At 69.7% G+C, this 23,360-nt stretch carries 26 protein-coding genes; 10 read left to right on the top strand and 16 right to left on the bottom strand.

Annotated elements, in window-relative coordinates; all coding sequences use genetic code 11:
• Positions 1-99 precede the first annotated feature (99 nt).
• Both AB0H93_RS37560 and folP read right to left on the bottom strand, forming a co-directional pair.
• Positions 100-849, bottom strand: a complete 750-nt coding sequence (locus AB0H93_RS37560; protein WP_358580059.1) for a dihydrofolate reductase family protein — start codon at positions 847-849, stop codon at positions 100-102.
• Positions 849-1,664, bottom strand: a complete 816-nt coding sequence (gene folP, locus AB0H93_RS37555; RefSeq protein WP_358580057.1) for a dihydropteroate synthase — start codon at positions 1,662-1,664, stop codon at positions 849-851. Before folP ends, AB0H93_RS37560 begins: the two co-directional genes overlap by 1 nt.
• A 266-nt stretch (positions 1,665-1,930) precedes the next feature.
• Between folP and AB0H93_RS37550 the strand changes: the two genes are divergently transcribed.
• Complete coding sequence (locus tag AB0H93_RS37550) at positions 1,931-2,323, top strand: VOC family protein (RefSeq protein WP_358580055.1); 393 nt, start codon at positions 1,931-1,933, stop codon at positions 2,321-2,323.
• 60 nt (positions 2,324-2,383) lie between these two features.
• Here AB0H93_RS37550 and AB0H93_RS37545 read toward each other — a convergent pair whose 3' ends face one another.
• The gene (locus tag AB0H93_RS37545) at positions 2,384-3,325 is read right to left on the bottom strand and encodes a bile acid:sodium symporter (RefSeq protein ID WP_358580090.1); all 942 of its coding nucleotides are present in this window, start codon (positions 3,323-3,325) and stop codon (positions 2,384-2,386) included.
• A 1,255-nt stretch (positions 3,326-4,580) separates the two neighbouring features.
• Between AB0H93_RS37545 and AB0H93_RS37540 the strand changes: the two genes are divergently transcribed.
• Positions 4,581-5,228, top strand: coding sequence for a YeeE/YedE thiosulfate transporter family protein (locus AB0H93_RS37540; RefSeq protein WP_358580052.1), 648 nt, complete (start codon positions 4,581-4,583; stop codon positions 5,226-5,228).
• Positions 5,228-5,644, top strand: a complete 417-nt coding sequence (locus AB0H93_RS37535) for a YeeE/YedE thiosulfate transporter family protein (RefSeq protein WP_358580050.1) — start codon at positions 5,228-5,230, stop codon at positions 5,642-5,644. The genes AB0H93_RS37540 and AB0H93_RS37535 overlap by 1 nt, the downstream gene beginning before the upstream one ends.
• A gap of 218 nt (positions 5,645-5,862) precedes the next feature.
• On the opposite strand, the gene AB0H93_RS37530 is transcribed toward AB0H93_RS37535, so the two are convergent.
• From AB0H93_RS37530 to AB0H93_RS37520, 3 genes are read right to left on the bottom strand one after another with little or no spacing between them, the layout of a single operon-like run.
• Complete coding sequence (locus AB0H93_RS37530; RefSeq protein ID WP_358580047.1) at positions 5,863-6,264, bottom strand: arsenate reductase ArsC; 402 nt, start codon at positions 6,262-6,264, stop codon at positions 5,863-5,865.
• Positions 6,261-7,343 carry an ACR3 family arsenite efflux transporter gene (arsB, locus tag AB0H93_RS37525; protein ID WP_358580045.1) on the bottom strand — a complete coding sequence of 361 codons (1,083 nt, stop codon included), beginning with the start codon at positions 7,341-7,343 and terminating at the stop codon, positions 6,261-6,263. Before arsB ends, AB0H93_RS37530 begins: the two co-directional genes overlap by 4 nt.
• The gene (locus tag AB0H93_RS37520) at positions 7,340-7,702 is read right to left on the bottom strand and encodes a metalloregulator ArsR/SmtB family transcription factor (RefSeq protein ID WP_358580042.1); all 363 of its coding nucleotides are present in this window, start codon (positions 7,700-7,702) and stop codon (positions 7,340-7,342) included. The genes arsB and AB0H93_RS37520 overlap by 4 nt, the downstream gene beginning before the upstream one ends.
• 80 nt (positions 7,703-7,782) lie before the next feature.
• On the opposite strand from AB0H93_RS37520, the gene AB0H93_RS37515 reads away from it, so the two are divergent.
• Complete coding sequence (locus tag AB0H93_RS37515; protein ID WP_132495501.1) at positions 7,783-8,226, top strand: ArsI/CadI family heavy metal resistance metalloenzyme; 444 nt, start codon at positions 7,783-7,785, stop codon at positions 8,224-8,226.
• A 4-nt stretch (positions 8,227-8,230) separates the two neighbouring features.
• Here the strand turns inward: AB0H93_RS37515 and AB0H93_RS37510 are convergent, their stop codons facing one another.
• The 4 genes from AB0H93_RS37510 to AB0H93_RS37495 form a co-directional block, all read right to left on the bottom strand.
• Positions 8,231-8,878 carry a cation transporter gene (locus tag AB0H93_RS37510; RefSeq protein WP_358580038.1) on the bottom strand — a complete coding sequence of 216 codons (648 nt, stop codon included), beginning with the start codon at positions 8,876-8,878 and terminating at the stop codon, positions 8,231-8,233.
• Positions 8,875-9,213, bottom strand: coding sequence for a metalloregulator ArsR/SmtB family transcription factor (locus AB0H93_RS37505; RefSeq protein WP_358580035.1), 339 nt, complete (start codon positions 9,211-9,213; stop codon positions 8,875-8,877). The genes AB0H93_RS37510 and AB0H93_RS37505 overlap by 4 nt, the downstream gene beginning before the upstream one ends.
• A 155-nt stretch (positions 9,214-9,368) precedes the next feature.
• On the bottom strand, positions 9,369-10,664 hold the full coding sequence (locus tag AB0H93_RS37500) for a hypothetical protein (protein ID WP_358580033.1): 1,296 nt from the start codon (positions 10,662-10,664) through the stop codon (positions 9,369-9,371).
• Positions 10,665-10,770: 106 nt separating this feature from the next.
• The gene (locus AB0H93_RS37495) at positions 10,771-12,372 is read right to left on the bottom strand and encodes a hypothetical protein (protein ID WP_358580030.1); all 1,602 of its coding nucleotides are present in this window, start codon (positions 12,370-12,372) and stop codon (positions 10,771-10,773) included.
• A 202-nt stretch (positions 12,373-12,574) separates the two neighbouring features.
• Here AB0H93_RS37495 and AB0H93_RS37490 point away from each other — a divergent pair, with 202 nt between their 5' ends.
• Positions 12,575-12,799, top strand: coding sequence for a hypothetical protein (locus AB0H93_RS37490; protein ID WP_358580027.1), 225 nt, complete (start codon positions 12,575-12,577; stop codon positions 12,797-12,799).
• Between the two features lie 9 nt (positions 12,800-12,808).
• On the opposite strand, the gene AB0H93_RS37485 is transcribed toward AB0H93_RS37490, so the two are convergent.
• Positions 12,809-13,354, bottom strand: coding sequence for a flavoprotein (locus AB0H93_RS37485; RefSeq protein ID WP_358580025.1), 546 nt, complete (start codon positions 13,352-13,354; stop codon positions 12,809-12,811).
• A 198-nt stretch (positions 13,355-13,552) separates the two neighbouring features.
• On the opposite strand from AB0H93_RS37485, the gene AB0H93_RS37480 reads away from it, so the two are divergent.
• Both AB0H93_RS37480 and AB0H93_RS37475 read left to right on the top strand, forming a co-directional pair.
• Positions 13,553-13,780: a hypothetical protein gene (locus tag AB0H93_RS37480; protein WP_358580022.1), complete on the top strand. Its 228-nt coding sequence runs from the start codon at positions 13,553-13,555 to the stop codon at positions 13,778-13,780.
• A 312-nt stretch (positions 13,781-14,092) separates the two neighbouring features.
• The gene (locus AB0H93_RS37475; RefSeq protein ID WP_358580020.1) at positions 14,093-14,320 is read left to right on the top strand and encodes a hypothetical protein; all 228 of its coding nucleotides are present in this window, start codon (positions 14,093-14,095) and stop codon (positions 14,318-14,320) included.
• Between the two features lie 54 nt (positions 14,321-14,374).
• Here the strand turns inward: AB0H93_RS37475 and AB0H93_RS37470 are convergent, their stop codons facing one another.
• The 3 genes from AB0H93_RS37470 to AB0H93_RS37460 all read right to left on the bottom strand — a co-directional run bounded on the left by AB0H93_RS37470 (position 14,375) and on the right by AB0H93_RS37460 (position 18,267).
• On the bottom strand, positions 14,375-16,306 hold the full coding sequence (locus tag AB0H93_RS37470) for a peptidoglycan recognition family protein (protein WP_358580017.1): 1,932 nt from the start codon (positions 16,304-16,306) through the stop codon (positions 14,375-14,377).
• 516 nt (positions 16,307-16,822) lie between these two features.
• Positions 16,823-17,383: a GNAT family protein gene (locus AB0H93_RS37465; RefSeq protein WP_358580014.1), complete on the bottom strand. Its 561-nt coding sequence runs from the start codon at positions 17,381-17,383 to the stop codon at positions 16,823-16,825.
• 26 nt (positions 17,384-17,409) lie between these two features.
• Positions 17,410-18,267 (bottom strand): helix-turn-helix transcriptional regulator, encoded by an 858-nt coding sequence (locus AB0H93_RS37460; RefSeq protein ID WP_358580012.1) that lies wholly within the window; start codon positions 18,265-18,267, stop codon positions 17,410-17,412.
• Between the two features lie 117 nt (positions 18,268-18,384).
• Between AB0H93_RS37460 and AB0H93_RS37455 the strand changes: the two genes are divergently transcribed.
• Positions 18,385-19,380: an aldo/keto reductase gene (locus tag AB0H93_RS37455; RefSeq protein ID WP_358580010.1), complete on the top strand. Its 996-nt coding sequence runs from the start codon at positions 18,385-18,387 to the stop codon at positions 19,378-19,380.
• 237 nt (positions 19,381-19,617) lie between these two features.
• Here the strand turns inward: AB0H93_RS37455 and AB0H93_RS37450 are convergent, their stop codons facing one another.
• The gene (locus AB0H93_RS37450; protein WP_358580008.1) at positions 19,618-20,565 is read right to left on the bottom strand and encodes a sigma-70 family RNA polymerase sigma factor; all 948 of its coding nucleotides are present in this window, start codon (positions 20,563-20,565) and stop codon (positions 19,618-19,620) included.
• 233 nt (positions 20,566-20,798) lie between these two features.
• On the opposite strand from AB0H93_RS37450, the gene AB0H93_RS37445 reads away from it, so the two are divergent.
• Both AB0H93_RS37445 and AB0H93_RS37440 read left to right on the top strand, forming a co-directional pair.
• The gene (locus tag AB0H93_RS37445) at positions 20,799-21,941 is read left to right on the top strand and encodes a type VII secretion protein EccE (protein WP_358580006.1); all 1,143 of its coding nucleotides are present in this window, start codon (positions 20,799-20,801) and stop codon (positions 21,939-21,941) included.
• Positions 21,938-22,990, top strand: coding sequence for a hypothetical protein (locus tag AB0H93_RS37440; RefSeq protein WP_358580004.1), 1,053 nt, complete (start codon positions 21,938-21,940; stop codon positions 22,988-22,990). The genes AB0H93_RS37445 and AB0H93_RS37440 overlap by 4 nt, the downstream gene beginning before the upstream one ends.
• Positions 22,991-23,059: 69 nt before the next feature.
• On the opposite strand, the gene AB0H93_RS37435 is transcribed toward AB0H93_RS37440, so the two are convergent.
• Positions 23,060-23,332, bottom strand: coding sequence for a DUF397 domain-containing protein (locus AB0H93_RS37435; protein WP_358580002.1), 273 nt, complete (start codon positions 23,330-23,332; stop codon positions 23,060-23,062).
• Between the last annotated feature and the right edge of the window lie 28 nt (positions 23,333-23,360).

Genomic DNA, 23,360 nt, shown 5'->3' with positions numbered 1-23,360 from the left:
CAGTACCAAAGGAATCCGGCGGGACTGATCACTGTCCGGCTGGCGGATCGTCTGAGCATCGCGCCAGCCCAAGCAACTCGCGCTCCCGGCCGCGCCGATTCAGGGCTTTGCCGGACGGTTCCGCACCAGGTAGCGCACCAGCATCGCGCCGTCTTCGGTCAGGACGGATGCCAGCTCCATGTCGATGGGGTCGAGCGGCAGCCCAGTGGCGATCCGCCCGTGGGTGCCGCTGACCAGCAGAGGCGAGATCGTCAGCCGCAGCTCGTCGACCACACCAGCGGCGAGCAGTCCGCCGAAGAGGTGCGGGCCGCCTTCGCAGTCGATCCGGTTCAGGCCGCGTTCGGCCAGCGCCTCGGTCGCGGCGGCGAGGTCGACGGTGTCCTCCCCGGCGATCAGCAGTTCGGCGCCGGCCTCTTCCCAGGCTTTCTGCTTCTTCACCGGCGCGTTGGCGCAGGTGATCACCAGGGTCGGCGTGGCCGCCTCGGTGATCACCGGCGCATCGACGGGCAGGGACCTTCCGGTCGTGACCACGGCGGTCGGCGGGACGTCCCGGAGCCCGTGGCGACGACGCAGTTCGAGCGTGGATTCGTCCGGGTGCACGCCGCGGAACTCCTCGACCATCGCGGTCGTGGCACCGACGAGCAGGACGTCCGCGAGGTCGCTCCCGAGCTTGAGCACCTTCTGATCGGCTGGGCTGGAGAGCTGGCGCGCGCGGCCGCCCACTTCAACGGCTCCGTCAGCGCTGGAGACGTAGTTGACGACAAGCCATCGGTGGCCTTTTGGGTACGTGTAGAGGCGTTCGAGCTGCTGATCGTCGAGGTCGGCGTGCTCTGGCCAGATCTGCTTCATCACGAGATCCATTCCTGCTCGCGCGCCGGGGTCCGCGTGCCGTTGATGCAGGCGACCATCTCCAGCGTGCGCCGAGTCGGCAGGACCTGATGCACGCGGAACATCGCTGCTCCGACGCGGGCCGCGATCGCGGTGGCCGCCAACGTGCCCGTGAGGAGTTCCTCCCGATCGGCGACGTCGAGGTCGAGGCTTTCGCGAACGAAGGTCTTGTTCGACAGCGCCATCAGCACCGGCCAGCCCGTTTCCACGATCTCCTGCACCCGCGCCACCAGGGCCAGGTGGTCGGGTGTGTTCTTCCCGTATCCGGTGCCGTCGACGAGGATGCCACCGCGCGGGACGCCCTTGGATTCGGCGAGCTCGGCCAGTCGCACCGTCTCGTCCAGCACCGCGGTGACGACATCCTCGTAGTCCGAGCGAACCGGCTCCGCCCGGGGGACGCGGTTGGAGTGGGTGCACACGTAGCCGGCCTCGTAGGCCGCCGCCACGTCGAGGATCTGCGGGTCGGCGGCACCCCACGCGTCGTTGATGATGTCGGCGCCGGCACGGCAAACCGCATCGGCGACCTCGTGCCGCCAGGTATCAACGCTGATCAGGACATCGGGATGCGTTGCCCGGATCCACTCGACGGTGGGCAGCACCCGCCGGATCTCCTCCTCGGCGTCGACCTCCGCGCCGGGACTCGCGGTCACACCGCCGATATCGATCACATCGGCGCCTTCCGCAACGGCACGATCGACGGCCGCTTTGGCCGCGTCCTCCTCGAACGTCGCACCCCGGTCGTAGAAGGAGTCAGGCGTGCGGTTGACGATCGCCATCACCAACGCCCGGTCTCGAACCACTCGCCGGCCACGGAACGAGAGGTCGAATGCGCTAGAGCCGAGTTCCTGCACTGGCCCGATCCTTCCTGCGGTAGCTGCCCGAGCCGCCGTTACCCTCTGCAACCGGATGTGCGCTCAGGGGTGGATACGGGCCAGTCTGCCAGAGCTGATCGCGCTTGTACCCCGGGCAACGTGGCCGACATCGTGCCCGGGAGGTTCGTGCCGACCGGGGCCGGACCCGCGATCGACCTAGGATCGCGAGGATGCGGGTGGAGCTGGCGGCGCTGGTCGTCGAGGACTACGACCGGGCCATCGAGTTCTTCGTCGAAGCACTGGGCTTCGAACTCGTCGAGGACACGCCGTCGTCGACGAATGATGGGCGTCCGAAGCGGTGGGTCGTCGTTCGGCCGCCGGGCGGGGAAACCGGCATCCTGCTCGCTCGCGCGGACGGTGAGCAGCAGGCTTCCGTGGTGGGGAACCAGTTCGCGGGCAGGGTGGGGCTGTTCTTGCGGGTGGACGACTTCGACGCCGCGTTCAACCGCATGGTCGGGGCCGGGGTCGAATTCGTGACCGCGCCACGCGCCGAACCTTATGGGCGGGTCGCTGTCTTCCTGGACATCGCGGGCAACCGGTGGGACCTGCTCGGCCCGGCATGAACGGTCGCCGCGAGCTGCTCGTACTTCACCTCGCTCGATCGGCGTCGTCCGGCTCGGGAATCAGCGGGCGGGTAGGAGCCGGGGCACTGCTCGGACGTAGATCACCATGCCGACGACCTCGACCAGGGTTTGGGCGACGACCACGACCGCCGCGACGGCCAGCGCGTCGGGCAGGGCCAGGGCCAAGGGGAGGACCACCAGTGAGTTGCGGGTGGCGCCGGTGAACACGATCGCGCGGCGGTCCGGGACGTCCAGGCGGAACAGGCGGGCAACGGCGCGGCCGGCGAAGGCCATGACGACCAGGAAGAGCACGTAGAAGGGCACGACGCGGGCCACCGTGGCGAGGCCGTCGCTGAGCTTCGGCACCTGGGAGGCCACCACCGCCAGCAGGGTCGCGGCCATGAGCGGCACCATCAGCGTGCTCACCGCGTCGGCCAATCGTCGTCCGGCCCTCCGGCGAGCCGCCCAGGCTTGGGTGAGCCAGGCCAGCGTCAGCGGGATGACGATCAGCACGACGAACGCCCCGACGAATGGACCGGTCTCGACGACATCGGCGAGGTCCGAGCCCAGGAACAGGAACAGGAAGCCGGGCAGCAGCACCATTTGCGCGAGCAGCAGCAGTGGTGTGGCGGCGAGCAGTCGTTGGCTGCTGCCGCCCGCCAGTCCGCTGAAGACGATCACGTAGTCCACGCACGGCGTCAGCAGGACCAGCAGCACTCCCAATCGCACGGCCTGGTTGGCGGGCAGGAAGGCGAACATGGCCGCGACGACCAGCGGTACCACCACGAAGTTCACCACCAGCGCGGCTCCCAGGAACCGGCCTGCCCGCAAGGAGCGACCCAGCTCGGCGGCCGGTACCTGCAAGAACGTCACGTACAGCAGAGCGGCGAGCACCGGGTTGATGGCCTGCTCCAGGCCCGGCCCCGCATCGGGGGCGGCCCAGCCCACGACAGCCCCAGCCGCGAGCGCGCCCACGTAGACGGCGACCTGGTGGCGTTCCATGCCTGCGACCAGGCCCGATGCGGACGACAACGTTCGTGCTCCTTGCAGGGTGGCGTCGGCGCGGCTTCGTATCAGCCTCTTGCTCGGTGTCTTGGGTTTTTGGTGCGCGAACAACGTCGAACGTCCATGGGTGACCATCTCCAGTGGGCGTTCGTTTTCGTGATCCGTGCAGGTAACAAAGGTACGCGTGCTGCGTCATCGACGGCCGTGAGTCGCGAACGAGGTTCCTCGGCCGCGCCCTCGGCAACTGGCGAATTATCCGCGACTTCGTCCGGCGTGCACCATTTGGCCAGTTGAGGGGCGCGTGTGGCATGTGAGTCAGCAGGTCACGGTAGTGACTTCACCAGATTTCGCCTCTCCGCGTGCAACTGCGAGAGGGCACATAACCGCGCGATATAAAGTAGGACGAATTCCACATAGCCTGGCATCGATTTGAGAACGCTCGTATCACGGTGCAGTAACCATATTCATCGATGTTTTGTTATTTAATCGTGAACATGTCGAAAAAGCCCTGGTCATCGCGCCTTTTCGATTGAGATTCGTCTTTTTGCCGGACGCGTAACGGGAGTAACGAGCCGGGGGATACGTCGTATTAATAATCCGGAGGGGGATCGCGTTACGGTGTGTTGCATTCCGCTACGCCCTGCGATCGCTGGTCGGGTTGTGCAAATACGAGAACGACAAGATCGCGCCATATCGCCTACCCCCGACCAGGCGGTATGAGCAGGTCAGATAGGAGTGATATGGGCTGCTCCCATGCCCAATCCTGCCCCCTCTTCCCGTTGTTGAAGGCAAGCTTGAGCGGCTGGCGCGAATCCTATTGCGACAGCAATGACAGGTGGCACGATTGCGCCCGGTACAAGCTGGCGTCCCGGGGCCAGCTCGTGCCGATCTCGCTGCTCCCGAACGGTGCTGACGTGGGGCACATCAGGAAGGCCGCCGAGCGGTCCGCCACGGCCGAACCGACCCCGCCGGCGCCGCTCATCTCCGAGTCGCCGGAGACCGTGGCCTGGTTCGAACCGGCGCCGAGGCCAGACCTGACCAGGCCTCGCGAGTCGTCATTCCGCTCTCAGTCCCCCCGGCCCCCGCAGCCGCAGCCCCCACAGCGGCCGCAGCCCCCACAATCCCCGTCGGCCCCTTCGCGGGCCCCGCAGGTCCCAAGAACCCCACCAACCTCGGATCGGGTAGCACGGCCCGCGCGAGAGCCGAAGCGCCGCTGGTGGACCCGACTCGCCGAGTGGATGAGAGGCCCCGCATGAGCAACTACTGGCCCTGGTGGGCGGGCGCGATCGGGCTCGCCCTGATCACCATCAACTACACGCTGATCACGGATCGGTCCTTCGGGGTGTCCTCGGCGTGGGACCGCGTCCTGCACTGGCGTGCCGAGCGCCGCATCGAACGGCAGGAGGCCCAGTTCGCCGACGACCGTGCCCTCGAGGAAGCGTTCGCCGCGGCGACCGCCGCGGAGTTCGGAACCCGCTCCGAAGCACCCACCTCGCCGGACGTGATGCGCGGTGACGCGCAGCCGGACGCCGGACCCGCGGCGCGAGAGCGGAGCACGACGCAGATCGTGCGCTCGGCGCCTCTGGTCACCCAGGCCGCCCTGCTCCTGTCGATCTTCGTCGGAGGATGGGTGGCCGCCGTCGTCGCCGGCCGATTCGAGGTCCGCTTCGACATGGGCGAGGGTTTCCGCCAGCTCGTCACCGCCGATTCGAACGTCATGATCGGCGTGCTGTTCGTCGGAGGCATCCTCGTCGGCTTCGGCACTCGCCTGGCCGGGGGCTGCAGCTCCGGCCATGGACTCAGCGGCTGCGGGCGGTTGCGCCCGGTCAGCCTCGTTGCGACTGCCGTCTTCTTCGGCACCGCTGTTGCCGTTTCGTTCCTGCTGTGGAAGGTGATCTGATGCGTACCAGGGGCGCGGTGCTCGTCGCCAACATCATTACCGGGCTGGCTCTCGGCTTCGTCGTCACCAACATCGGGTTCGGCGACTACACCGAGCTGAACCGCATGTTCACCTTCCAGGACCCCCGCATGCTGTACGCCTTCGCCGGGGCCGTGGCGATCATCGTGGTGATCTTCGCCGTGGTGGGTGTCCGCCGCTCGCCAGGGCGGATCCACGGCGGCGTGATCCCCGGCGCGGTGCTGTTCGGCACCGGCTGGGCGATCTCGGGTGGCTGCCCGGCGATCCCGATCATCCAGGTCGCCAGCGGTTACCTGCCCGCTCTCGTCACGATCGCCGGCGTCATGGTCGGGATGTGGCTGTGCCGCTGGGCCAACGCCAGGTTCTTCCAACTCGACCGCGGTTCCTGCGGGCTGTAGCGACCGATGCGGGGGCCTGTCCTGACCGGGCCCCCGCATCCACTTGGCGTCACCACGCCCTTCGGGCGCCTCGACAGCGAAGAACCCCAGGCGCAGGCCTGGGGTTCTTCGCTGCCAGGGCCAGCAGTTCGCCGAACCGGATGGCGACCCACGTCCCTGGCCGGGTGGGACTCACGGGGCGGCCGAAGTCGTTGGCCGCCAATGGAGAACGCCGAAGATCAGGCTCGGAGTTCGGTCAGGAGGTGGCGGACTCGGCGGTCGATCTCGTCCCGGATGGTGCGGACTTCGTCGACGCCCCTCCCCGCCGGGTCGGTGAGTTCCCAGTCCAGGTAGCGCTTTCCGGGGAACACCGGGCAGGCGTCGCCGCAGCCCATGGTGATCACCACGTCCGCGGCTTCGACGGCGTCCGTGGTCAGCTTCGTGGGGATCTCGTTCGACAGGTCGATGCCGAGCTCGCCCATGACGGTCAGGACTGCCGGGTTGATCGTCTCCGCGGGGGCGGATCCGGCCGAGCGCACGGCCACCTCGCCCCGGGCGTGGTGCTGCAGGAGAGCTGCCGCCATCTGGGATCGTCCGGCGTTGTGCACGCAGACGAACAGGACTTCGGGGGTGCGGGTCACGATCGCTCCAGGTGATCAGGGGTGGGGTCGGTGAACCGACGGCGGGCGGCCAGGGCGACGTAGACCAGGGCGACCAGGACGGGCACCTCGATGAGGGGGCCGACGACCCCGGCCAGGGCTTGCCCGCTGGTGACGCCGAAGGTGGCGATGGCGACCGCGATCGCGAGTTCGAAGTTGTTGCCCGCCGCGGTGAACGACAACGTCACCGACCGCTCGTAGCTCAGCCCGATCGCCTTGCCCAGCGCGAAGGAACCGGCCCAGATGATCGCGAAGTACGCCAGCAGCGGCACGGCGATGCGGGCGACGTCGAAGGGCCGGTCGGCGACCTGGTCGCCCTGCAGGGCGAAGAGGATCACGATGGTGAACAGCAGCCCGTGGAGGGCGACCGGGCCGATCTTCGGCAGGAACCGGGTTTCGTACCAGTCCCGGCCCCGGGCGCGTTCGCCGAGCTTGCGGGTCGCGTACCCGGCCACCAGCGGGATGCCCAGGAAGATCAGGACGGACTTGGCGATCTGCCACGCCGAGACGTCCAGCCCGACCTGCGGCAGGCCGAGCCAGCCCGGCAGCACCGACAGGTAGAACCAGCCGAGGCCGGCGAACGCGATCACCTGGAACACCGAGTTCAGCGCCACCAGCACGGCGGCGGCCTCCCGGTCCCCGCAGGCCAGGTCGTTCCAGATGATCACCATGGCGATGCAGCGGGCCAGGCCCACGACGATCAGGCCGGTGCGGTACTCGGGCAGGTCGGGCAGGAACACCCAGGCCAGCGCGAACATCACCGCCGGGCCCACGACCCAGTTGAGCACCAGCGAGGACACCATGAGCCGCTTGTCGCCGGTGACCGTCTCCAGGCGGTCGTAGCGGACCTTGGCCAGCACCGGGTACATCATCACCAGCAGGCCCAGCGCGATCGGCAGCGAAATGCCGTCCACCTGCACGGCGTCCAAGGCCGGGCCGAGGCCGGGGATCCACCGCCCGGCCAGCAGTCCGGCCACCATGGCCGCGCCGATCCACACCGGCAGCAGCCGGTCCAGCGTCGACAAGCGTCCGGCCACCGGGGCTTCTGCCGCCCGGGTCATGCGGTGACCGCCTCGGCGTCGGCCGGCATCAGCACGGACGAGACGGCCCGCAGGGTTTCGGGGCGCACGCGGTAGTAGATCCAGGTCCCGCGCCGTTCGCCCTCGATCACCCCGGCCTCGCGCAGCACCTTGAGGTGGTGCGAGATCGTCGGCCCGGACAGCTCGAACGCGCCGGTCAGATCGCACACGCACGCCTCTCCGCCCGCGTGCGAGGCGATCAACGACAGCAGCCGCAGCCGCACCGGCTCGCCGATCGCCTTGAACACCCGGGCCAGCTCGGCCGACTGCTCCGCGCTCAGCGGTTCCCGCATCACCGGCGAGCAGCACTGGGTCGCATCCTCGGGGCCTTGTTTCGACATGCATCTATCTTGACAGATGTCGAAACAAAGGTCCAAGCTGTGGTCAGCTATTTAGATGACCATCTAAGCAAGGGGATGCGATGTCACGCATGCAGCTCGCCCTCCGGGTCGGTGACCTCGAAGGATCGATCGCGTTCTACTCGAAGCTCTTCGGCGCCGAGCCGGCCAAGCGGCGGCCCGGCTACGCCAACTTCGCCATCGCCGAACCGCCGCTGAAGCTCGTCCTGCTGGAGGGCGAGGCGGGCCAGGACACGGTGATGGACCACCTCGGCGTCGAGGTCGACAGCACCGAGCAGGTCGACGACGCCACCGAGCGGCTCAAGGCGCTCGGCCTGTTCACCGACGTCGAGGAGGACACCACCTGCTGCTACGCCCGCCAGGACAAGGTCTGGGTCCACGGGCCCGGCCGCGAACCCTGGGAGGTCTACGTCGTCAAAGCCGATTCTCAGACCTTCGGTGCGGCCGCGGAGGCCGGGACGCCGTGCTGTGCCGGCGATAACGACGCATCGGTCACCAACGCCTGAGTGCTCAGCAGCAGTGGTGGCCGCGCCAGGCTTCTCGGCCTTCCTTCACCGCGACCGCCGCGATCACCAGGGCGACGACGGGGTCCGCCCAGGACCAGCCGAGGAGGCTGTTGAGCAGCAGTCCCAGCAGTAGGACGCCCGAAAGGTAGGTGCACAGCAGGGTTTGCTTGGAGTCCGCGACCGCGCTGGCCGAACCGAGTTCTCGGCCGGCGCGGCGTTGGGCCGCCGACAGGAACGGCATCACCAGCAGGGACACCGCGGCCAGCACGATGCCCACCGTCGAGTGGTCGGCCGAGTCCGCGCCGAGCAGGGTTCGCACCGACTCGACCGAGACGTAGGCGGCCAGCGCGAAGAACGACACCGCGATCACCTTCAGCGCCGCCCGTTCCCGGGCTTCGGGGTCGCTGCCGGAGAACTGCCACGCCACCGCCGCCGCGGACGCGACCTCGATCACCGAATCCAGGCCGAAGCCGATCAGCGCCGTCGACGAGGCCGCCGTTCCGGCCGAGATCGCCACGACCGCCTCGATGACGTTGTAGGTGATCGTCGCGGCGACCAGCCACCGCACCCGTCGGGCCAGCACCGCTCGTCGCCGCGGGTCGGCCTTGGTGTCCGTCGCGCAGCAGTCGTCGACGCAGCGATCCTCGCTCACCGCGCCGCCTCGGGCTGGGCCTCGTTGAGGCACGGCTGATCCGTTTCCACGGCGAGCACGACCTGGACCAGCTCGCCGAGCGCGCGCGCCAGGTGGGCGTCGGCCAGGGAATAGCGGACCTGACGACCCTCGTAGGTGGCCACGACGAGTCCGCAACCGCGCAGGCAGGCCAGGTGGTTGGAGACGTTCGAGCGGCTCAGCCCCAGCTGCTCGGCGAGCACGCCCGGATAGCTCTCCCCGTCGAGCAGCGCGATCAGGATCCGGCAACGAGTCGGATCGGCCAGCGCCTTGCCCAGCCGGGCCAGCGCCGCGCCCCGCGTCTCACACGTCAGCATGAGCGGAACAGTACAGCAAGCAGTGATATATCAGCAAGGGCTGAACTGTTCAGCAGTAATCGGCTGATCGCCGATCATGCGCGGGCGCGAGGTCCCCGAAGGCCTAGAGGCCGAAGGCGCCGCCTTCGACGAGGATCAGCAGCCCGATGCCGACCCTAGGTCTGCCCTTCTGCGCCGTGCCACTTCTGCATGTGCGTGGCGTGGGTGTGCAGGTAGGCGCCGGGTTTGAAGAAGCGGTCGTAGAAGTCCAGGTCCAGGTGGTGGGCCTGGACGTAGTTCATGATGAACACCGTCGGCACCGTCCCGGGGAACTTCCCGAAGGTGTCCAGGACGTACTGCGCTTGGAGCGCGACGCACGCCTTGAACTCGTCGTCGTGCACCAGGGCGCTGCCGCGGAAGCCCGGACTGTCGGTCCAGGCCCCCGGGGTGTCGCGGTGGAACGGCCCGCCGGGGCCGAATTTGCGTTCGGCGAACGCCTCGACCGCCGCTGCCATGTCTCGGTACCGCGGTGGGCAGCAGGCCTCGAAGACGCCTTCCCGGCCGGTGGGGTTCGGCGTCGGCCAGCGCTCGTCCTCGTCGTAGCGGAACCCGAGGCCGGGGACGCCGGGCTCGCCCGAGGCGCCGAGCATCGCGAAGCGGTCGATCCCGTCGAACATCCAGCCGCCGAGCCCCATCGCCTGCAGCATCAGCACGCCCGCGTAGCAGGCGGAAGCCAGTTCCGCCGTCGCCTCGGTCAGCGCGTACTGCTCGGTGAAGGTGAGCGGGAACGGCTCCTCGACGTCGACCAGCCCGGCGAACTCCGCCAGCCCGGGGAGCTTGCGATCGTTGACGTCGTCGTAGATCGCGTAGCCGTTCTGGGCGAAGAAGCACAGGATGGCGATGAGGTGCTGGGCGATGTCGGCCACCGGGATGACCAGCAGCGAACCGGGAACGTTGACGCACCAGGTGTTGTGCCCCTCCAGGTAGGGCTCCTCCGCCGGCAGGTGCAGCCGCCCGGGCGAGAGCCGGCGCAGCCGCTCGCGGTGCCGCTCGACCACCAGCTCCGGGGTGACCTCCTCGACGGCCGGGTCGACCAGCGCGCCGGCGTCGCGGGTCGGGAAGAAGTAGAGCCCGGAGTCGTCGGTGAAGAACAACTCGGTGGTGTGGACCCCGGCCGCGGACGGGAAGGTGCGTCCGGCGGCGGCGCCGGCGTAGTTCGAGACGTGCGGGGCGTACCGGGCGTGCCGGGTGATCGAGTAGTGCCAGCCGGTCGTGCCGCCCATCGCGCTCAGCACGAGCATCCGCTCCAGGTCCGTCAGGGGCACCGGCTCGTGCCTGGAGCGGTAGGCGAGCGGGCCGTCCGGGATCTCGTCGCCCAGGGCGAAACGCCGCGAGCGGCGGCCGAAAATCGCCTCCACCAGCGGGAAATCCGCGAGCTCCGCAAGCGCCGTCTCGAAGTCCTCCTCGGGCACAGCGCCAGACTGCGCCCGGAGAGCGGGGCCGGACCAAGGACTTTCTGCCCGCTGCCCCGGACGGCCACTGCTCACGGGTGCCCGCGCATCAGTCCGAAACGACCCCTCAGGCCAGGTGGGCCCTGATCCTTTCGATGCGCTGCTCGATCGGGACCGCGCGGGCCGCCTCAAGTGCGTTGAGAAGTTGTTGGAGGGATGGGGAATCGGCGACGCCCCGGTTCTTGAACTCGCGTGCGTCGACCACGTTCGGGAACCTCGCGAGCGCCGGGTGGTTCGTCGTCAGCACCTCGTTCCCGCTGCGCGGCAGGAACGCCTTCTGCATCGTCGACGGCGGTTCGTCCACGATGATCAGCGCGTCGTCCGTGCGCCCGTGTTCCTCCAGGCAGGCGATCTCCTGGGCCAGGGCTGGGGTCAGCTCCGCCGCCCAGACGATGATCTGGGCGGCCAGCGGGATCAGCTTCGCGACGGTCTCGAACCACGTCGCGTCCGGGAGGTACAGGGCGGCCCTGGGGACGAACTGGCCGAACGCCGACGACAGCTCCAGTTCGCCCGCCTTCGTGCTGGCCACCGTGATCATCGGCACCGCGAGTTCCAGTTCCGCCAAGGCGGGACCGCAGTCGCGGTACACGATGGTCTGCACGTAGTCGCCCTGCGGGTCGTCGGGGTCTTCGAGGACCGACGCGAGCGCCGACGACGCGCGTGACTCCTCGGCCAGGCCGAAGTTGCGCAGCAGGACCACGAACGGTTCGCCGGAGCACAGCCAGCTGCGGACCTGGCCGACCGAGCTCAGGTGCTTTTCCCGGGCGGCGCGGACGAGTTTGGCCATGTGGTTGCGCGGGGCGCCCGACAGCAGCCACGGCAGGCCGAAGCCCCTGCGCCGCCTCCTGCGGTCCCAGTCGCGCTGCTTCCGCAGGTAGTCGAGGTTCAGCTCGGGCTCGCCGACCGCGAACCCGTCCAGCACCGCGCCTGCGTGCTCGGCCCGGCTGAGCCATTCGTCCACGTCGGGATTCCCGCCCCGATCCCGGCCGAACGACTTCACGAGCTCGTCGAACTTCTCCCGGGCGGCCCTTTCATCGCCTTCCTGGAGCGATACCAGCGCCGTGTTGTACAAGCCCTGCGCCGCTCTCCCGCGCAGTTCGGGATCCGAATTGTGCCGGTACCGCCGGAAGATCTCCGTCCACAGCGCCGCTTGCTCCTCGCGTTTGCTCGACAGGTTCTTGACTGCCGCGAGGTGATCGCCGCGCAGGTGCGCGTGGATCGCCAGCGCCCGGCACAGCGCGCGCTCCACCCGGACGTCCACCGGACCGCGGACTGCGTCCACCACGTCGCGCAGGACGCCGGCTGCGGCGGCGTTGCCCGCCGCATCGGCTTGCCCGGTGTAGGCGCACAGGTCGGTCAGCATGTCGAGCACCCGCGCGCCCAGTTCGGGATCCGGGTGGTGCGCATAATGCACGCCGTACCAGCGCAGCAAGAGGAACGAGTCGGCGATTTCGCCGGCGCGGTAGAGCGCCGTCGCGGTCTCGTACACGATGTAGGCGTGGTCGCGCGGGTCGTACGGGCCCGCGCTCGCCGCCTGCTCCGGGAGGGTCTCGAACAGCCAGGTCCGGAATTCCCGGTCGGCCACCTGCCTGGCGGACTCGCTCCGCATCCGCCGCCACCTGCCGATGGCGCCGTCCACCACGTCCGCGAGCGTCAAGTCGTCGTCCACTGGCGTCACCCCCAACTTGTGCGTGCCTCTACCGTTCACGGGCCGGTTTCGAGGCCTTTGGCCTCGTGGTTCGGTGCGTGTGCGCGCGTAAGGTTTCTTGGCAGAACCGGGTTTAGCGATTCGGTCGGAACATACCGGGGCCCAGGTTCGTCCAGCGGGGTTTCGCGGGCTTCGCCGATTATCAACCGAAGGAGCATCTGTGATGCGTACTGTCCTGCGCCGTTCGCTCGGCCTCGCGCTGGCGCTGCCACTCCTGTCCGGAGTCGCTGCGCTCGCCCCGGCCGCGTTCGCCGCCCTTCCGGCGCCTGCGGTGGTGCAGCTCGCCCCGCAGCAGCAGACCGATGAGTGCAACCTGGACGACCAGGTCTGCCAGGAGCACCAGCAACAACACCAGCAACAGCAAGACCAGCAGCAGCACGGGCGCTGAGGTTCGGGCTCAGGTCGGGTCGTCGAGCGCCGCGTCGAGGATCTTGAGCCAGGGGATCTCCAGGGCCTGCCTGGGGCCTTGCAGGGGCCAGTAGTCGTCGCCCGTCAGGAGTTGCACGTCGGCTTGGCGCAGCGTTTCCACGTGCGACTTCCACGCCGGGTGGCGGACCTGCGTGACGTTGATCTTCGGGAACACCACCACCGGGATCCCGGGGGTTCCCATCGCCTCGCCCAGCGTGGTCAGGGCCTGGTTGTCGGCTAAGCCGAGGGCGAGCTTGGCGACCGTGTTCGCCGTCGCCGGGCAGGCCAGGTAGCGGTCGATGGGCGGGTGCGGGCGGCCGGCACCGGGCAGCCGGGGTTCGACCCGGCACGGCAGTCCGGTCACCTGCTCGATCCGCTCGACCTCGCCGAGCGACCTCAGCCACGCGCCGGCCGCGGGCGTCAGCGTCACCGCGACCCGCCAGCCCCGCGCGACCGCCGGTTCGATCAGGGCCGGGCGGATCTGCTCCACGCCGCCTGCCGCCGATCCGATCAGTCCCAGGGTCCGCTCGCTCATCCCGCCAGTATGTCGGGGGACGGATCACCCGGGAACCGCGGTGGGTGTCCACAGGGGACACAACCGGTGTCTAGGGCCGTTGGGCTCGGGATTCGGCGGGCGCGGGCGCGTAAGGTTGGTCGGCGGAGCCGATTTCCAGCCGTTCGGTTCGGAAAGTGCCGAGGTGGGTCTCGGCGAACGTCAACCGAAGGAGCATCGGTGATGCGTACTGTTCTGCGCGGATCGCTCGGCATCGCGCTGGCGCTGCCACTCGTGTTCGGCCTCGCCCCGGCTGCGTTCGCGGCCAGTCCGGCGCCTGCGGTGGCGGTGCAGCTCGCCCTTCAGCCGCGGTACCACCACCACTGCGCGGAGGACGACGTGATCTGCGAGACGCACGAGCACTTGCACGATCTCCAACGCCACCTGCAAGAGCACGGGCAACACTAGAGGTTCGGGCTCAGGTCGGGTCGTTGAGAGCCGCGTCGAGGATCTTGAGCCAGGGGATCTCCAGGGCCTGCCTGGGGCCTTGCAGGGGCCAGTAGTCGTCGCCCGTCAGGAGTTGCACGTCGGCTTGGCGCAGCGTTTCCACGTGCGACTTCCACGTCGGGTGGCGGACCTGCGTGTTGTTCTTCGGGAACGGGCCTTTGGGCTCCGGATTCGGTGCGCGCGGGCGCGTAGGCTTGATGAGCCGATTTCCAGCCGCTCGGTTCGGAAGGTGCCGAGGTGAGTCTCGGCGAACATCAAACCGAAGGAGCATCGGTGATGCGTACTGTTCTGCGCGGTTCGCTCGGCATCGCGCTGGCGGTGCCACTCCTGTTCGGTCTCGCCCCGGCTGCGTTCGCGGCCAGTCCGGCGCCTGTGGTGGTGGCGCGGCTCGCCCACCAGCAGATGCACCACCACAACTGCGCGAGGGGCGACATGATCTGCGAGATGCACGTGCACGAGCACGAGCACCAACACCACCTGCTAGAACACCGGCACCACTAGGTGGTTCGACAGCAGGATCGGCGGAGCGCCGGGCAGGGCGCTCCGCCGGGATCGTCAGACCGACTTGAGGTCCGATTCCTTCACGTAGACCCAGCGGTAGTTGTACGAGATCGGGATGTAGACCTCGTCACCGACGATCACCTCGTGGTTCTTCGGGTCGTTCAGCCCGTCGTAGACCACGTTGTAGTCGAGCGCCTTGGTCTCCTCGCCCGCCACGTACACCTGACCGGCCGGCACCTTGTACGGCAGCGGCTTGATCTTGCGCGGGTCGATGCCGGACGGGTAGTCGCCCGGCTGCGGCAGCGACAGGCCGTAGGTCGGGATCTGGTCCCGGACCGGCGTGACCAGGTCGGCGTCGTCGGCGGGTGCCGTGTTCGTGCCGCCCGGGTCGCGCAGCCAGGCCTTCTTGCCGTCGAACCAGATGGCCAGCCAGTCGCCCGAGCGTTCCGCCACCGCGTACTGCCGGCCCGTGTTGGCCTTGGCCGACCAGTCCTCGATCTTGGTCGTGCCCGGCGAGCCGTCCGGGTGCACCGTCGGCGAGCCGATCAGCGGCGCGTCATCGCGCGGCTCGGTGCGCAGGTACAGGAAGTTCGCCCCCTGCGCCGGCAGGGTCCGGCAGGGCTCGTCCTTCGGGCATTCGACGACCTCCGGCCGGTTCGCGTCGAACCGCGGGAAGATGGTCACCACGTCGTCGCCGCCGGTGTCGCCGTCCAGCGGCTCGTCCAGCAGCTTCATGTAGTGCGCCCAGTCCCAGAACGGGCCCGGGTCGTAGTGCTCGCCGCCCGCCTTCGCCGGGTTGTCGGCGCTGACGTCGTCGTGGCCGACGATGTGCTCGCGGTCCAGCGGGATGTCGTACTTGTCCGCCAGGAACTTCACCAGCTCAGCCGACGAGCGGTACATCTGCTCGGTGTACCACTTGCCGCCCTCGGCGGCGAAGCCCTCGTGCTCGATGCCGATCGAGCGCATGTTCCGGTCCCAGTTGCCTGCGTGCCACGCCATGTCCTTGGTGGGGACCATCTGCGTGATCTGGCCGTCGGAGGAGCGGACGATGTAGTGCGACGCCGCGCCGTGCGCCGGGTTCTGGAACGCCGAGATCGCCGTCTGGTACGAGGTCTCCGTGTCGTGGATGACGATGGAGTCGATCTTGACGTCCTTCGGCCGGTTCGCCGTGTCGTAGTTGCCGTAGCCGCCGGTGGGATCCTGCGGATCGGTCGGGGCGTAGGCCGCCGGGATGTAGCGGCAGTCCAGCTCGGTCGGGCACTCCGGCTTCGGGCCGAGCGGGGCGTCCTTGACGTTCTTCAGGTTGGTGCCGCTGAGATCCCGGTCCGGCAGCACCTCCGGGATCTTGGCGAACGCCAGCCGCTGGCCGGTCGAGGTGGTGCGGGCGCGGCCCTGGCCGAGCACGTCGTAGACGTCGTCGGCGAAGGACTGCGCGCCGCTGGCCTGCGGGCTGCCGCTGAGCTCGGCGATCGCCGGGTACCAGCCGCCGATGTTGTTCGGCAGGTTTCCCTCGCCGAGGTTCTTGGCGCGCTGGGCCAACAGCGCGGCACCGGCCCGGATGTTCTGCTCCGGGTCGCGCTTCACCTGCTCCGGCGGGAGGTTCACCAGCGCCGCGGCCTCGGTCAGGGTGTGCAGCGTCGGGTGGTCCCCGAGCTTCTGCAGCTTCGGGTTCTCGCTGCGGAGCTCGTCCGGGTCGATGTCGGTCAGGTGCATCGGGCCGTAGCCACCGGCCACGCTCTGCTCGCCGTTGTGGTCTTCCCACCTGGTGAGCTGGAACGAGGTCGCCATCAGCAGCGGCATCGGGATGCCGAATTCGACGGCGGCCGATTCGAAGGCGCGCTGCTCGACGGTGTCGGGCGCGGCCGGGGTCATAGGGGCGGCGTCCGGGCCGGCGCCGAGGGCAGTGTGGGCTGCGCCGGTCAGCAGCCCGGTGACGCTCGCCGTGACCACAGCGGCTCGCCACCAGTGGAGCTTCCTGGCAGTCAAAGTTCGCTACCTCGCAAAACCAGAACTGGTGTCCTAAGTGGACCTGTGGGGTGCGCTGTCGATCACCGAACCTGCCAGTGGTCCGCAAGCGCTCGTGAGCGGTTCGGATTGCTATGACGCTCCAAAGCGCTCACGAGTCCCGGGCGCAGCCGGTCGGCCGCCGCGGGACGCGTCGGGCCATCGTCGTGTCCTCGGTTGATCAACTGCGGGGCCCACCATTCCACCGTTCGAGCGATTCGGCACCGTCGAAATCAGATCTGAAACCGGGTCGATACGTGCAGAGCGGGAATTCTTCGCTTTCGGGCCGCCCGGATGCCCGAAAGTGCCAGCGGTGGTCGGCCCGCGCTGCTGAGGCGTTTCGGAAAACTTCGGGCGCGCGGCGCTCATGCGGAGAGCCGGTTTCGCGCGAAAACGGCGCCCAGCCCTCACGCGGAACGCTGGTTTCGCGGGAAAACGGCGTTCAGCGTTCCAGACGATCATGGCTCATGCGTACCCGCACGCCATTCTGGGGGATCCCTAAACCCGGTCCTGCCATTCGGATCGGAGGATCGCGTAGACGAGTTCGTCGCGCCAGACGCCCTTGACGTGGGCGTTCTGGACGAAATGCGCCTCGCGGCGCATGCCGAGGCGCTCCATGAGCCGCGCCGAGGCGGCGTTCAGGGCGTTGCACCGGCCGATGATCCGGTGCAGGCCGAGTTCTTCGAAGCCCAGCCGCAGGACTTCGCGGGCGGCCTCGGTGGCCAGGCCCCGGCCCTGGTGGTCGGGGTTGAAGATGTAGCCGAGCTCGCCCTCCCGGTGCTTCTCGCTGCGCCAGACGAGTTCCACCTGCCCCACGATCGCGTCCAGCTCCGGCGCGACCACCGCGAGGGTGAGGCAGTCGCCCTCGGCGTCGAGCCGGGTCTCCCCGGCCATCTGCGCGACGGCGTCCCGCGCCTGGTCGCGGTCGCGCGGCTCCCACAGGAGGTAGCGGGCGACCTCCGGTTGGCGCTGGTAGGCCCAGACGTCCGCCGTGTCGTCGGTGGTGAACGGGCGCAGCAGCAGGCGGTCGGTCGTGATCGGGTAGTCAGGTCGGAGCACCTGCCGACCGTACTTCAGCGCCCGGATCACCCGTGGTGCGTTCGGTGCGGCTCCTCGCGGCGGCTGACGATGCCGAGCAGCGTCATCGCGTCGTGGTCCGGGGTGCCCGGCTCGGCCTGGTAGACGACGAGCCGCTGGTCGCCGCCGCGCACCGCCAGGACCTCGTAGTCCAGGTCCATCCGGCCCACCGCCGGGTGGTCGAAGCGCTTCACGCCCGCCGCCTTCGGCTGCACCTGGTGGCTCGCCCACATCGCCGGGAACTCCTCGCTCTTGGTGGTGAGCTCGTCGATGAGCGCGGTGAGCCGCCGGTCGGCCGGGTTGTCGCCGTAGGTCGCGCGCAGGTCGGCCACCGAGTGCTGCGCCACCTCGCGCCAGCCCACGAACAGCGTCCGGGCCGCCGGGTGCAGGAACAGGTAGCGGGTCGTGTTGCGCCGCTGCGCGGGCCACTGGTCGATACCCGCGAGCAGCGCGAGGCCCGCCGGATTCGCCGCCACCATGTCGTTTCCGCCGCCCAGCACGTAAGCCGGGGCCTCGCCGACCATGTCGAGCAGCCGCAGCACCGTCGGTCGCACCGGCTCGGCCTCCGGCTGCGCCGGCTTCTGGCTGCGCGACGCGTGCCTGGTCAGGTTGCTCAGGTACTGGCGCTCGGTGGCGTCGAGCTGCAGCGTCCGCGCCAGCGCGTCCAGCACCGCCTCGCTCGGGTGCCGCTCGCGGCCCTGCTCCAGCCTCGTGTAGTAGTCCATGCTGATCCCGGCCACCGCCGCGACCTCTTCGCGCCGCAGGCCCGGCGTCCGCCGCACCCCGGGCCCGGCCGGGATGCCGACGTCGCTCGGCTTCCGGCGCGCCCGGCACGCCTTCAGGAAGCTGCCCAGCTCGTTGCTCACCCCATCGATGCTGCCACGACCCCAGCCTGGGTGTGCCACACCCAGGAGAAACTCGCCCTGCCGCATACCCGCGACGGCGGCCAGCATCGATAGCAGCCGATCCGAAGGGGAAACGAGATGACGTTGCGGCAGGTTCAGCTGGGATCCGGCCCGGTGGTGGGCGCGCAGGGCCTGGGCTGCATGGGGATGAGCGAGTTCTACGGCCCGACCGACCAGGACGAGGCCCGGCGCACGTTGGAGCACGCCCTGGAGCGCGGCGTGACGATGTTCGACACCGCCGACATCTACGGCTCCGGCGCCAACGAGGAGTTCCTCGCGCCGTTCGTGAACGCGAACCGCGAGCAGGTGGTGCTGGCCACCAAGTTCGGCCTGGTCCGCAAGGCCGAAGACCCGAACTACCGGGGCTTCCGCGGCGACGCGGCCTACGTCCGCGCGGCGGCCGAGGCGAGCCTGCGGCGGCTGGACATCGACGTGATCGACCTCTACTACATGCACCGGCGCGACGTGACGGTGCCGATCGAGGAGACCGTCGGGGCGATGGCGGAACTGGTCGCCGAGGGCAAGGTGCGCCACCTCGGGCTGTCCGAGGTGACCGGCGCCGAGCTGCGCGCCGCGCACGCGGTGCACCCGATCGCGGCGCTGCAGAGCGAGTGGTCGGTGTTCAACCGCGACGTCGAGAACACCGCGGTGCCGGCGGCCAAGGAGCTCGGTGTGGCGCTCGTGCCCTACTCGCCGCTCGGCCGCGGCTTCCTCACCGGGGCGTTCGCCAACACGGCGGAGCTGCCGGACGGCGACTTCCGGCGGAACTTCCCGCAGTACTCCGGGGAGAACGCCGCCAGCAACGCCGAGCTCCTGACGCCGCTGCGGGAGGTGGCGCAGCGGCACGGCGCGACGCTCGCGCAGGTGGCGCTGGCCTGGCTGTACGCACAGCAGGACGGCCTGGCGGTGGTCCCGATCCCGGGCACCCGGCGCCGCACCAGGCTCGACGAGAACCTCGGCGGCGCCGACCTGGCGCTCACGGCGGCGGACCTGGAACTCCTGGAGCCGATCTCGGCGAAGGTCGCGGGCACCCGCTACGCCGACATGAGCTTCACCTCGGCCGGCCGCGAGTAGCACCGGGCGAGCCGCAGCTGTCGAGGTGAACGGACCGTTCGCGCCAATCCAGGCGGTGCGGGCCTGGGGGTCGGGTGGATGGAGTGAACGGCCTGTTCGTCTCGTCTATTGAGGTGAACGGTCCGTTCGCTCGAAACCGGCAACGCCGGGCGGGTGGCGTGAACGGACCGTTCACCTCTTCTATCGGAGCGAACAGGCCGTTCACCTCGATCCGCCCGGTGGGGACCGCCCGGCCGGTCAGCCGACGTAGGCGAGGAGGCGTTCCGCGCGGGCTGGTTCGCGGAGCTTTCGCAGGACTCGGTGCTCCAACTGGCGGATTCGCTCTCGGGTCACGCCGAGCTCGTGGCCGATCTCCGCCAGCGTTCGCTGGCGTCCGTCGTCGAGGCCGCAGCGCAGCCGGATGACCTGTTGCTCTCGTGGGCTGAGGGTGCCGAGGACGTCTTCGATCTCGTTGCGCAGCAACTGGATTCCCGCCGCTTCGCCGTCGTCGGGCAGGGCCAGCAGGTCGGCCAGGGTGCCGCCGCTCGGGCCGGTCGGTTGGTCCAGGCTCAGCGGTTCCTGCGCGAGCGAGAGCAGTTCGAGCAGTTGGCGGACCGGGATGTCCAGTGCCTGTGCGAGTTCGTCGTGTCCCGGTGCCCGGTCCAGCTTCGCCGTCAGTTCCCGGCGCAGGCGCGCCAGCCGGGTCAGCTGCTCGGTGAGGTGCAGCGGCAGCCGGATGGTGCGGGACTGGTCCGCCAGCGCGCGGCTGATCGCCTTGCGGATCCACCAGGTCGCGTAGGTCGCGAACCGGAAACCCGGGCTGTGGTCGTACTTCTCGACGGCGCGCAGCAGCCCGACGTTGCCCTCCTGGATCAGGTCCAGCAGCGGCATGCCGCGCCCGGTGTAGCGCTTGGCGATGCTCACCACCAGCCGCAGGTTCGCCTCCACCAGCGCGGCTCTGGCCACGCGCCCGTCGTCGGCGACGGCTCGCAGCTCGATGCGGCGGGCCGCGGGCAGATCCGGGATTTCCAGGGCTTCTTCGGCGCGGAGCCCGGCCGCCGCGCGTTCGGCCAGGTCGGTTTCCCCGGCCCGGTCGAGGAGTTCCGCCCGGCCGATCCCGGCCAGGTAGAGGCGCACCGAATCGACGGCCGCCGAAGGCCGTTCGGTTCCGGGAACGTCGTCGAATTCGAGCAGCGGGGCCGCCACCTGCCAAGCCTTCCGGACACGGGTGCACGCCCTGCCCAGCGTGCCGAACGCTGCTGGCAGCGTGCTGACGCGCGGATCGGCGGCTCGCCTGCGGCGTAATCGCTGGCTGTGCGGCCGGAGCCGGGATTCCGGCGGCGGTGTGGTGCGGTCCGGGTACGGCTGGTGTCGAATCGGGTACTGTCCGCGGCGCCGTGGTCGGGATAGCCTTGCCGCGTGGGAGGGATCCGCCTTCGATGACAAGCCAGACCAGCGCACCGCCGAAGTCGAGCGCGTTCGGCCGTTCGCGGGATGACGAGTGGTTCCGCCCGCAGCGCAGGCCGGGCCGCATTGGTCCGGTCAGCCTAACGCGGCTGCTCGCCTTCGTGGTCGTGCAGCTCGCCCTGTGCTTCTTCTTGTTCCAGGCGTTGTGGGCGTTGATCGTGGGCGGCCTGATCGGGTTGGCCGCGGCCGTTGCCACCTTCGGCTGGCGCGGCGACCAGTGGTGGACCGAGATGCTCTGGCTCCGCCTTCGGTTCCGCCGCAGGCGCGGCATCGTCGCGGCCCGCCGGGACGACGCGCGGCTGTCCGCGCTGTGCGAGCTGGCGCCCGACCTGACCGTGGAAGACGTTGCGGGCGAAGGGGATTCGCGGCTGGGCATGGGCAGCGACGGCGCCGGTTGGTTCGCCGTGCTGGAGGTCGCCGACGACGAGGGGCCGCGGCCGCCGGTTCCGATGGCGGCGCTGGCGCGGATCGCGACCGAGCAGCCGGGCGTGGTGGTGCAGGTCGTCCTGCACAGCGCGCCACTGTCGGGCACGAACCGGCGCGACGACGTGGTGTGGATCGCGGTGCGGCTGGACGCGCAGGTGGTCGCCCAGTCGGCAGTGGACAGCAGCAGCGATCCGGAGATCCCGGTGCTGCTCGCCGAACTGGCCAGGCGGGTCGAGAGGTTGTTGCGGCGCAGGGGACTGCGCGCGCGCCCGCTCGACACCAACGGGCTGCTCGACGCGCTGGTGCGCTCCTGCGACCTGGCCGAACCGGCGGACCGGCGGCCCGTGCAGCCGCGCGAGGAGTGGGATTCCTGGCGTTCCACCAGGTTGCGGCACGGCTGCTTCTGGATGCGGTCGTGGCCGAACCCGGAGCGCGGCGCGCTGCTGCTGTCGGCGCTGGCGGAGGTGCCGGACGCGCAGGTCAGCATCTCGATCGCGCTGGAGCCGGGGCAGCGCGGCACCGATCTGTCCGCGCTGGTCCGGGTGGCCGCCGACGCGCAGCGGTACGAGCAGACCTGCGAGCTGGTGGCGCGCCTCGTCGAGCACGCGGGCGGCCGGTTGTCCAGATTGGACGGACAGCAGCTGCCAGCGGTGTACGCGTCGGCGCCGACCGGAGGAGGGGCGCGGTGAACGAGGGTCAGCACCCGGTGCAGTCGGCGGTCGCGCCGCCCGCGGTCGCGCGGCCGGAGCCACCGAAACCCGTTGCGGCCAAGCGAGTCCCGGTGATCTCGGTGGCGAAGCCGCCGGAGACGACGGGGCCGGTCCAGGTCCCGAAGGGCCAGGACGCCGACGACGCGGCGTTCGCGCCCGCGCTCGGCACGTCGGAGTGGAACCAGCAGGCCGGCGGCGCGGTCCTGACGAACACCGCCGCCGCGTCAGCGTCGGTGGCGACCGCGCAGGCCGTCGCCGCGCCGCTGCCACCCGGCGGACCCGGCCCGCGCCAGGACGACACGCCGACGGTTGAGGTGCGCAAGCCCCGAGGCTGGCGGCCGCGCAAGCAGCGTTCGGTGCCGAGGCTGGACATCGGCAGGCACCAGGCCACCGAACCGGATCTCGACCTGCTGCAGCTCACCGGCACGTCCTTCGGCTTCCCGCTGGGCCGGAACCAGGCGGGCTTCCCGGTCACGATGACGCTGTTCCAGCCGGAACCGGTGTCGATCGCGCTGGTCGGCGCGTCCTGGGCGGCGCGCCTGCTGGCCTACCGGGCGCTGCGCTTCGGTGCGAAGGTCTTGGTGTTCACCGACCAACCGGCGGGCTGGTCGGACCTCGGGCAGGCGGCGACGGGCCGTGCCGACCGGGTCGCGGTGCTGGAACCGGGCGCCCCGGCGGGAGTCGTGGCCTCGGCGGACGCACCGGTCCTGTCCTTGTACGACGCGGAATCACCGCCGTCCCCGGCGCAGCCCGCGCCGTGGCAGACGCGAGTCATGGTGCTGCACCGGTTCACGCCGCAGCGAGCCCACGCTGCCCTGCAAGCGGATGTGCTGCTGCTGCAGCGGTTGGCGGCTGACGAAGCGGCGGCGATCGCCGCGGCCCGCCGCTTCACGTCGCGAACGGCGGAGCAATTGCAGGCCGTGCACGACGACATGCTGGCGGTGCTGACGAAGTCGGAGAACCACTACGTGTGGGTAAACCCGGCGGACCGCGAGCAAGAAGAACTCGGCGCCCCAGGCCGCTACTGATCAGTGTTTGAGGCTCGTGAGTGCGTAACCGGGCTCCAGCCCGGTTACGCACTCACGACCCCAACGCCCTCACCGCTCGAACCGGCTGTCCTTGACGGCGGCGATGAACGCCGACCACTGCGCGCGGTCGGTGACGAGGTACCCGCCGTCGCGATCCTTGCTGTCCCGGACAGCGGCGCCGCCGGATAGCTCGCCGACTTCGACGCATGCGTTGCCGGTGGAGCTCTGGCTGGACTTACGCCAGTTCTCGACCTCGCTCATCTCGCATACTTCGACGCAGTTGGTCTGGTTCCCGCTGTAGCTGGACTTTTGCCATCTGGTTGGCACACACGGCCAGGACATGGTGTCGCCTCCAGTTCTTTGATGACGC

Source organism: Saccharopolyspora sp. NPDC050642 (assembly GCF_040654735.1).
GTDB lineage: Bacteria > Actinomycetota > Actinomycetes > Mycobacteriales > Pseudonocardiaceae > Saccharopolyspora > Saccharopolyspora elongata.
Note: the sequence above shows the minus strand (reverse complement) of the source record. Positions and strands in the feature narration are given on the sequence as shown.